8 protein-coding genes are annotated in these 9,239 nt (G+C 46.6%); 1 reads left to right on the top strand and 7 read right to left on the bottom strand.

Features of this window, described 5'->3' with window-relative positions:
- Positions 1 to 165 precede the first annotated feature (165 nt).
- Genes Q0546_RS02925 through Q0546_RS02895 form a run of 7 tightly spaced genes read right to left on the bottom strand, consistent with a single transcriptional unit; the run spans position 166 to position 8,385 of the window.
- Complete coding sequence (locus tag Q0546_RS02925; RefSeq protein WP_298790376.1) at positions 166 to 825, bottom strand: nitrogen fixation protein NifR; 660 nt, start codon at positions 823 to 825, stop codon at positions 166 to 168.
- Between the two features lie 5 nt (positions 826 to 830).
- Complete coding sequence (mog, locus tag Q0546_RS02920) at positions 831 to 1,370, bottom strand: molybdopterin adenylyltransferase (protein WP_122873978.1); 540 nt, start codon at positions 1,368 to 1,370, stop codon at positions 831 to 833.
- A gap of 15 nt (positions 1,371 to 1,385) precedes the next feature.
- A complete protein-coding gene (locus tag Q0546_RS02915; RefSeq protein WP_298790371.1) occupies positions 1,386 to 3,053 on the bottom strand; it encodes an ATP-dependent metallopeptidase FtsH/Yme1/Tma family protein in 1,668 nt (555 codons plus the stop codon).
- Positions 3,040 to 4,329 (bottom strand): tRNA (N(6)-L-threonylcarbamoyladenosine(37)-C(2))-methylthiotransferase MtaB, encoded by a 1,290-nt coding sequence (gene mtaB / locus Q0546_RS02910; protein ID WP_298790369.1) that lies wholly within the window; start codon positions 4,327 to 4,329, stop codon positions 3,040 to 3,042. The genes Q0546_RS02915 and mtaB overlap by 14 nt, the downstream gene beginning before the upstream one ends.
- On the bottom strand, positions 4,319 to 5,914 hold the full coding sequence (locus Q0546_RS02905; RefSeq protein WP_298790368.1) for a mechanosensitive ion channel domain-containing protein: 1,596 nt from the start codon (positions 5,912 to 5,914) through the stop codon (positions 4,319 to 4,321). The genes mtaB and Q0546_RS02905 overlap by 11 nt, the downstream gene beginning before the upstream one ends.
- Positions 5,911 to 6,948 carry a 3-dehydroquinate synthase gene (gene aroB, locus Q0546_RS02900; protein ID WP_298790367.1) on the bottom strand — a complete coding sequence of 346 codons (1,038 nt, stop codon included), beginning with the start codon at positions 6,946 to 6,948 and terminating at the stop codon, positions 5,911 to 5,913. Before aroB ends, Q0546_RS02905 begins: the two co-directional genes overlap by 4 nt.
- A gap of 33 nt (positions 6,949 to 6,981) precedes the next feature.
- Positions 6,982 to 8,385, bottom strand: coding sequence for a TrkA C-terminal domain-containing protein (locus Q0546_RS02895; protein ID WP_002947996.1), 1,404 nt, complete (start codon positions 8,383 to 8,385; stop codon positions 6,982 to 6,984).
- A gap of 35 nt (positions 8,386 to 8,420) precedes the next feature.
- Between Q0546_RS02895 and tgt the strand changes: the two genes are divergently transcribed.
- Positions 8,421 to 9,239: tRNA guanosine(34) transglycosylase Tgt (gene tgt, locus Q0546_RS02890; RefSeq protein WP_298790366.1), on the top strand; the 819-nt coding region annotated here is incomplete at its 3' end.

Raw genomic sequence — 9,239 nt, 5'->3', positions numbered from 1 at the left:
TTACTTTGTCAAATTTAACCGCAATCCATCGCCGCGCCAAAAAGTATCCAGAGTTTTACTAAAATTTAACTTCGCCGCTACCAATCAAAAGCAGCAGAGCGGTTTTCTATCCCTCAAATTTACAAAAAATAGCGTTTTTAGAGACTGTATAAAAAGTTTATGTGTTTAAATTTTACGCCTTAAGGCAATAAATTTGATTACTTTTAAAGCTTCTTTAGTGAAATTAAAAAATGAAAATTTAGCCCTTTTTGCGTCTTTGTTTTCCAAATAGTATCCGCGCAAATCAAGCGCCAAAAGCGTGACAAGGGAAGGAAACATGTAGATATTTATGGCGATAAGCACGATGCGAAGCGTAACGGTATCTTTTAAAATAGCTTGTAAATTTAGGCTATTTTCGATACTGACGTAGTAAACGCCGATCACGGCAAAAAGCGCAGCGATGCGTAAAATTTTAGATACGATTTCGTTGCCCAGTTTTGAGATATTTTCACTCACGGCTAGCGACAAAAATAACCAGCAAAATATACAAATAAGCGCAAAAACGGCGTCTAAAAGCAAATTTTCGTCATAACGCTCGCGTACTACGATAGCAAAAACGGGCGAGAAAATCAGGCTCAAGACGAACCAAAAAAGCGAACGAAACGCAAGCAGGACGAAACACGCATAGATACAAGCGCTAGCGGCAAGCAAAAGCCACTCTGCACCAAAAACTAGTCCGAGCGCGTAAACGCCGATGCAAAGCGTAAAAAGGCCGCAAAAGAGCGAATAATAGCCCTCAAGCAGCCTCGTAGCCTTTAAATTTATATTTTCAAAAAAGTTTAGCACGTAGATTACGAAATTTTCTTTTGTTTCGGACGAAATACCTTCATCACGCTCTCATCGGTCTCGATAAATGCGCCGCCGATGAGATCGATACAGTACGGAATCGCCGGAAATACCGGCTCTAGGCACTCTTTGATCGCCTTTGGCTGGCCGGGTAAATTTACGATGAGCGCGTGTCCTCTGATACCAGCCGTTTGGCGCGACAGGATCGCTGTGGGGACGTATTTTAGGCTAGCCGTTCTCATTAGCTCGCCAAAGCCGGGCATCATCTTTTCGCATACGGCCTCGGTAGCTTCCGGCGTCACGTCGCGAGGAGCAGGTCCCGTGCCGCCCGTAGTTAGCACTAAATCGCAGCCCAGAACGTCTATCATGTGTTTTAGACGCTCTTTTATAAGTTCAATCTCATCAGGGATCACTTCGTAAAAATACTCACGCTCGCTCGTTATCCAGCCGTCTAAGACCTCTTTTATCGCTGCGCCCGACAAATCGTCGTATTTGCCTTCGCTAGCGCGGTCGCTCAGCGTCAATATGCCTATTTTTGCTTTCATTTTTTCTCCTTAAATTTAGTTGTAAAACTCTTTGATTATCCTACCTAGCGCGTCTTTATCGATACTCTCAGAAATCTCGATATGCTCGCTGATGCGCTCTAGCTGCGCCTTCATGCCTGCTAAAAACGTCCCGACCTCGGCATATGCCTCTTGCAGTAGCTCCTCGGTATCCGCCGCATTTGGTATCAAAGCGCGCCCCATACCGTACTCAAAGACCATATTTTGCGCGATCTCGCGAGCTTTTTGGATGTCGGTGCCCGAGTTTGAAAAAGTATCGTCTTTGACCATCTTTAGCGCGCTCATGCCTGCCAAACAGACCTTGATACGCGCAAACATCTGTGAGCGCGACTCTATCTCTCGCTCAGGACGCATAAACTGCTCCTCGACGAGAGAAATTTTTTCAAATTCTATCCCGAACCAATACGCCGCCAAAGCCTTTGCACCCTGATAGAGCGCTTGGATGCGCTTTTCCTCGTCGTTGTAGCTTAAAATCCTCTTTTTACCGAGCAAGACTTTGTTTAAAACGCTTTCAAAATCGCTAAACTCTATCATCTCGCCGCCGCGTCTTAGCGCATTTATCGCAGCTTCGTTTACCAGCGTAGAAAGCGCCGCCCCGCTAAAACCCACGCTAATGCGCGCCACGTCTTGCGCATCTACGCTCGTGTTTTTGTCTTTTAGATAGGATTTTAAAATCTCGACCCTATCGCTAAAATCAGGCATCGAAAGAAAAATGCGCCTATCAAATCGTCCCGAGCGTAGCAACGCCTCGTCTATCATCTCGATGCGGTTGGTCGCGGCGATCACGATGACGCCAGAGTTATCCTCAAAGCCGTCCATCTCGGTCAGTAGCTGATTTAGCGTGGCCTCGCGCTCGTCGTTTCGGTTGCCGCCGCGCACCTTGCCCACGGCGTCGATCTCATCGATAAAGATGATGGACGGCGCATACGCTTTAGCCTTTAAAAACAGCTCATGCACGCGTTTTGCGCCCATACCGACGTAAATTTGCACAAAACTCGCGCCACTTTGGTAAAAAAACGGCACTCCCGCCTCGCCCGCGACGGCCTTTGCCACTAGCGTTTTACCCACGCCTGGAGGCCCCACCATCAGCACGCCTTTTGGCATTTTGATGCCGAATTTTTTATATTTCGTCGGATTTTTTAGAAAATCCACGATCTCGCTTAGCTCAAATTTGACGTCTTTTATGCCCGCCACGTCGTCAAATTTGACGTTTGAGATAGCAGGAGCCACAGAGCTAGCGGCGATATTGTCGTACTCATAGACGTTTGCTTTTTGATTTTCGTTTTGAGCGGCGAGTTTTTGTTTTTTAAACCTTGCATAAATCGCAAGCCCCGCAAAGCAGATAACAAGTAGCGCCAGCACGGCTAAAATTTCATCCAGTACGGGCGTCTCTTTTTTTAGATCGACGGGCACTTTTTGCACTAGAGCACGCATATCCACGCCGTCTTTTACGATGATGTATTTGTTACCGCCCTTGGTCGTGAGCTCCAGTTCGCCGCCGTTTACGGTAGCGCTTGCGATCATATCGCCTTCTAGCAGCTTTTCGTAGCTTTCGTACATTATATTTTTGGGCTGGCTTCTACCTACCGCAACAGCTAGCAAAACCGCCAAAATAGCCGTCAAAATCACGATGATCTTTTGTTTATTTAGCTTAAATTTGTGCATAGTCGCCCTCGCTTTTTACTTCAAATTTATCTATGACTGCCCACTCTTTTAAAATTTGCTTATCCGTTTTGATTTTTACTTTGTTATAAAACTGATCGAAACCTTCGTAAAATTCACCGTTTAGTTGCTCGACCAAAACGTTTAGGCTCCCGCCTTTTCTAGCGTACTCTTGCCTAAATTTAAAATTATTTTCCGCTACGATTTGCTTTAAAACCTTAAGTCTAGCCTTCGCCACGTCGCCGCTAACGTCCATTTTTATATCCGCCGAGTGCGTACCGCTTCGCGGCGAATACGCAAAGCAGTGCAGATGCGTGAGCGGAAATTTTTTAAAATTGTCTAGTGCCTCGATCCAAATTTCCTCGCTCTCGCCAGGATGCCCCACGATGTAGTCGGTTCCTAGCGCAAAACCCATCTGGCTAAGCTCCAAAAACAGCTCCAAATCCCTAAAGGCTTGATTTCGCCGCCTCATAATGCGCAGCATCGCCTCGCTCGTGTGCTGAAGCGCGATGTGCAGATGCCGCTCTAGCCAGCTCTCGCGCAAGATCTCGCGAAAGCTCTCGTCTATCTGGCTTGGTTCGATACTACCGAGCCTTATGCGCTTTATGCCGCCTATTTTACCGAGCCTGCCTAGCAAGCGGCCTAGGCTTGAGCCCGTATCCTTACCGTAGCTGCCGATGTTTGTGCCCGTTAGCACTAGCTCGTTATAGCCGTTATAGGCTAAAATTTTAGCCTCGCGTAAAATCGCTTCCTCACCCATACTGCGCGCTTTGCCGCGAACGGCCGGGATGATGCAGTAGCTGCACGCAAAGTCGCAGCCCTCTTGGATTTTGATAAAGGCTTTGGTGTGATTTTCGTAGTTCGTTACGATATTTTTGTCGATACTTTTTAAATTTCCCAGCTCGAAAAACGGATCTTGCGACTTTAGCAGCGCGTTTATATCCTCTTTTTTACTCGCGCCTATCACGCCAAAAACCGAGTTTTTGTTAAACAGCTCTTTGCCCTTGCTCACCGCGCCGCAACCCGTTAGTATGACTCTGGCGCCGCGCTTTTTTATACCGTTTATGTAGCTGCGCGCGCCGCTATCGGCGGAGTTTGTGACCGTGCAGGAGTTTACCACTACGATGTCAGCTTCGTTTTCGTCGCTAACGATATCGTAGTCTTTGACGTAGCTTTTCATCAGCTCGGTGTCGTAGATATTCGTGCGGCAACCGAATGTTTTAAAAAATACCTTCTCTCGGCGCGGCTCTTGCTGGGTCAAATTTGAGTTAGGCTTCATGCTTCTCCTCGCCGCCTTCGCCCATCGGCTTTGACTCGCCGGCTTTTACGCGTCTATCCATATATAAAGTCTGCGTCGGATAGGCGATTACGATGTCGTCGTGGCTAGCTATGGCTTCCATTATCTCCGCGCTTATCGTACTTCGCAAAGATAGCGTGGCAAATGTGTTTGCCATGTACCAGACCGAAATTTTCACGCCGTGAGGCTCGATAAAGGTAAATACGCGCGGCTCGACGTTTGGATTTTTGATGCTGTATTGATTTCGCAGCTTGCTCATTTGTTTTTTGGCGATTTCCGTGTAGCCTTTGGAGTATTTTCGTGCGATATCTTTGATGATATGAGCGGCTTTTTTGTGATTTGATTCAAAGCTACAAACGACGTCGATACCGTCCCAGACGGTCTTCATACCGTGGTGCGAGTAGTTTGCAATCAGATCGGTGAAGATATAATTATTTGGCACGAATATAATACGCCCCGCCCTACGGTTTGAGTTTACCGTGACGATCGTGACGTCCTCGTAAATAGTCATCCTAAGCAGCGAGATATCGATGATGTCGCCCACGACGTCCTCTCCGTCTTTGCGTACCTTTATGCGGTCGCCGACGTGAAAACTACCGCCAAAAACCACCACCGTCCAGCCGAGCATACTCATGAACATATCTTTCATAGCAATCGCAATACCAGCGGATGCAAAGCCCAGCACCGTGACGAGATAGGTCACGTTTTCGATATAGGCAAAAAGCAAGATCATGATAATGAGCGTGATGTTTACGAGATTTATAAATTTATTTGCCGTATAGAGGCGCTCGTTGTCGGTGATCGTCTTTTTAATGATAAATTTAAACAAAAACGAAAGTCCGATAACAACGACGATAAATATACCGATATCAAGCGCCTTTTTCATCTGCGCCTTGATGTCCTCGCTAGTGCGGTTTATCGCTTCGTTTACGCGCTTTTCGTACACACCGTAGGTTGTCTTTGCGATGTCGGCCGCGGCGTTAAATTCCGCTAGCTCCTGCCTAGCCTCGGCAAGCTCTGCTTGAAAGCGCGAGTCGTCGCTCAAATTTACGATCTGGGTTAAAATTTGCTCTTTTCTAGCTAACTCGTCGGTCGTCTTAGAAAGCCCGTCTAGTCGGCGTTTATACTCGTCTTTTTCGCTTCTGAGCTGCTTTATGTGCGAAAAGCCCGAGATCACGGCGACGGGATTGGTTATCTTTTGTAAAATTTCTATCTCGGGAGCCGTTATCATGCTAGAAAACGGCGCTTTTTGAAACTCTCTTAGAAGTTCGATCTGCTCTTTTAGCGTACTTTGTTTTTTTTGTAGCTCGAGTACTTTTTCGGTATTTTTTGCCTGTTTTTTTATCGCTGCTTCGATTTCGTCGAGCTCCGCGCTTAGCTTTTGAAAGGTGTTGTAGTTTGAGTAGCGAGTCGCCCAGATGTTATCGGCTAGCTCGTCCTCGATAAAGGCCAAAGACGCGTTTAGTTCGGATAGCTGAGCTTCTTTTGTCGCGTTAAATTCGCTAGGAATATCATCAAGCGAATAAGCAAAGATCGCAAAAAATAAAATAAATAAAATTTTTCTCATTCAAACTCTCTTAAAACGTCCATTACGAGCTCGCGCGGCACGTCTTTTTGTATCTCGTAGTCTCCGATACCTCGCGGCAAGATAAATTTGATCGCTGAGTTTTCCGCCTTTTTATCGAGGAAAAAAGCCTCGTAAAAGCTGCTTGCGTTTGGCACCTTGTAGCTTATCGGCAGGCCAAATTTAACTAGCAACTCCGCCACGCGCGCCTTTTGCTCCTCGCTCATGAGGCCTAGCTTCACCGCTAGCGAATTAGCCATATTCATCCCGATCGCCACCGCCTCGCCGTGCAGGTATTTTTTATAGTTCGTTTCGTTTTCTATCACGTGAGCGAAGGTATGGCCGTAGTTTAGCACCGCTCGCACGCCCTTTTCGCGTTCGTCGGCCTCTACGGCGGCGGCTTTTATCTGCACGCAGCGGTAGATCAAATTTTGCAAATTCGCCTCATCCGTCAAATCTGCATCCTCCATCCACGAAAATATTTTTTCGTCAAAGGTTACGGCCATCTTTACGGCCTCTGCGAGGCCTGCTGCAAATTCGTGCTTTTCAAGCGTCTTTAAAAACTCAGTCTCGCAGTAAACGGCGCTAGGTTGATAAAACGAGCCGATTAGATTTTTGCCAAATTTATTATTTACACCCGTTTTTCCGCCCATGCTAGCATCCACTTGCGCTAGCAGAGTAGTCGGGATGTTTATAAATTTGATCCCGCGCTCAAAAATGCTCGCCGCAAAGCCCGCCATATCGCTCACCACTCCGCCGCCAAGAGCGATGATCACGCTGCTGCGGTCAAGGCGGCTAACAAAAAGCTGCTCTAAGATCGCCTCGATCGTTTGCATATTTTTATACTCTTCGCCGTCTGGGACGCTGATGACGAATTTTTGCGGACAATCTATGCGTGAGAGTAAATTTTGCAGATAAAGCCCGCCTACTTTTGCGTTTGTAACGATAGCGACTTTAGCGTCAAATTTAAGCTCTTTTAGCTCGTTTATATAGACGCCGTAGCCCGGCTTGCCGTCAAATTTTATATCTATTTTCATCTTATTCTCCGCTTTTATTTTATCCAAAATAGCCTAATTTATCGGTATAAAAATCTGATAGTTGTCGCTAAGGCGCGCGTACAGACGGTTCATATCATTTGAAAACGTAGCAAAGGCGTCCTTTTTACTGATCTTTTTCGTAAACGGCACGAACTGAAGCAAATTTTGCTCGTTTTTTAGCTTTAAAATAGGATTTATATTTCTATCTTCGACTATCTCGACCTTACGTCCGAAAATTTTAGAAAGACTATCAAAATGTTCCTCCGCGCCCTCGCCGCCGCTAAGAGCGCCAAAGTGATATAGCGAGATTTGCGTATCTAGCTGCGCGCAGCAGTCCATGATGACGGCTGATTGGTTTTCTATCTCGTCGCCAAAACCGCTACTTAGTATCACGCCTTTTTTTATCTCGTCCGCGTCGCCTCGGCCGATAGTAGTTACCGGCCTTTTAAGCTCGAAAAGCATCCTTTTGTGGGCCGAGAAAAATTTATTATCGGTTACTATTAACCCGACGTCGTTTTTAAATACGTCGTCTTTTATCTGTTCTACGCCGCGACCGAAAAAATCAAACGTTACCGCAACCCTCTCGTCTCCGACCGATTTTAGCTTCTCGTAGGCTAAATTTAACGTCGGATTTACGACCTTTACGTAGAGGCGTTTGCTATTTAGCTTTTCGTGCAGTTTTAGGCTCTGTTCTAGCAGCCGTAAACAAGCCTCTTCGCCCATGGCGCGCATATCTAAAAACAGGTAAGTGTTATGTCCAAATGGGCTTGGAAACTGCCCCGTTTCTTTTTTCACGCTTCTAAATACGCTTAAAAGCACGCTAGGCTCGCCCACTATCAGCAAAACGTCGTTTGGCAGGATCATTAAATTTGGCTTTGCGATCATGAAATTTGAGCCGCGATAAACCATCGCGATGCGCCATTTTTTTTGCGTTATGGAGCTAATATGACGGTACATAAACGAGCTTCCTACGGGTACTTTTACTTCCATTATTTCGCCTTGTCCAAGCCCCACGTTATCGGCTACTACGGGGATATCGGGCAAATAATCCATGAGCCTAGCCGTCACGATGCCTCGCCCGTCTAAAACCGTTAGGTGCGAGTCGTCCTCTAACCCGCCTAGTCCCCATAGATCAAGCATTAAAATTTCCGTTTTTTTGCTGATTTGACGCAGATTGTTATAGACGCTAACCGTCTCAAAGCCGTCTTTTAGCATTATCATAAACTGGCTAAAATAGCCGCTAACTACCTGCTTAAGACGATCAAAACTCGTCGGATCAAAGCGGTAAAAGGTAAAATTTTCTAAATTTTCCCCTCCAAAAATCTCCTCGTCCATAGCGATAACCGTGTAGTGATGAGCGTTATTTCGCGCTACGAATAGTCTTTCTAAGAAATATTTAGCTACAATGCCGTCCGCAACTATCAAGATATTTTTCATTAAAACTCCAAATTTAAAGGGACTATTATATCAAAATGACTTTTAGTATAGATAAAACGGACGGTGCGGCGCGCGCGGGCACGCTAATCACCGCTCACTCGACGATAAAAACGCCCGTGTTTATGCCAGTTGGCACCGTAGGTGCAGTAAAAAGCCTAGACGCCGTGGATATGATGCAAATTCTGGGCGCCCAAATAATCCTCGGCAACACCTACCACCTCTACTTGCGTCCTAGCAGCAAGGTGGTAAAAGAGCTTGGCGGCCTGCACGGCTTTACTAAATTTAACCACTCGTTTTTAACAGATAGCGGCGGCTTTCAGGCATTTTCTCTGAGCAAGATCTCAAAGCCCGACGAAAACGGCATAAAATTTAAAAGCCACATCGACGGCAGCGCGCACTATTTCACGCCGCGCTCGGTGCTAGATACCCAGTACGACCTAAACTCCGACATCATGATGATCCTAGACGATCTAGTCGCGCTTCCTGCTGAAAAAAAGCGCGTGGAGCTAAGCATCAAACGCACTATAAAATGGGCGCGAGAGGCGATAGATTATCATAAATTTAAGCAAAACAAAGGCGAAGGCCTCACGCAAAATATATTCGGCATCATCCAAGGCGGCACGGACGAGGCGGCGCGTAAATTTTGCGCCGAGGCGCTGTGCGAGATGCCCTTTGACGGGCTTGCTATCGGTGGTCTTAGTGTAGGCGAAAGCAACCAAGAGATGTATGACACCGTACAGGCCGTGATGCCATACATCGACGCGGCGCGTCCGCGCTATCTCATGGGCGTAGGCACTCCAGAAGACCTCGTAGAAAACGTGGCTCGCGGCGTGGATATGTTTGACTGCGTGATG

Origin of the sequence: uncultured Campylobacter sp. (assembly GCF_937997465.1) — a bacterium.
Taxonomy (GTDB): domain Bacteria; phylum Campylobacterota; class Campylobacteria; order Campylobacterales; family Campylobacteraceae; genus Campylobacter_A.
The sequence above is the reverse complement of the archived record's forward strand: the minus strand, read 5'-3'. Positions and strand labels throughout refer to the sequence as shown.